1 pseudogene is annotated in these 323 nt (G+C 59.8%); it reads left to right on the top strand.

Features of this window, described 5'->3' with window-relative positions:
* Nucleotides 1-323 (top strand): annotated as a pseudogene (locus GFJ39_RS13975) (IS3 family transposase); the annotation flags it as partial.

Below are 323 nucleotides of genomic sequence, written 5' to 3'. Positions count from 1 at the left end.
AAAACTACACGCGAAGATAGGCGAACTACTCGTGGAACGGGATTTTTTACGCGATGCCTCTGCTCGGTTGGGCGTGATCAGAGGCGGCAGATGATTGACCCGAAGCGAGCGCGTCTGCCGATCATCCGGCAATGTACGCTGCTGCACCTCAACCGGTCGGGCGTGTACTATCGGCCTGTGCCACAGAGCGAGGCCAATCTGGCGTTGATGCGGCTGATCGATGCCCAGTTCCTGGAAACGCCGTATTATGGTTCGCGGCAGATGGCATGGCATCTGCGTCGCCTGGGGCATGAAGTTGGTCGCAAGCGGGCCCGGCGGCTCAT

This window comes from Gluconobacter aidae (assembly GCF_009547075.1).
GTDB classification, from domain to species: domain Bacteria; phylum Pseudomonadota; class Alphaproteobacteria; order Acetobacterales; family Acetobacteraceae; genus Gluconobacter; species Gluconobacter aidae.
The sequence above is the reverse complement of the archived record's forward strand: the minus strand, read 5'-3'. Positions and strand labels throughout refer to the sequence as shown.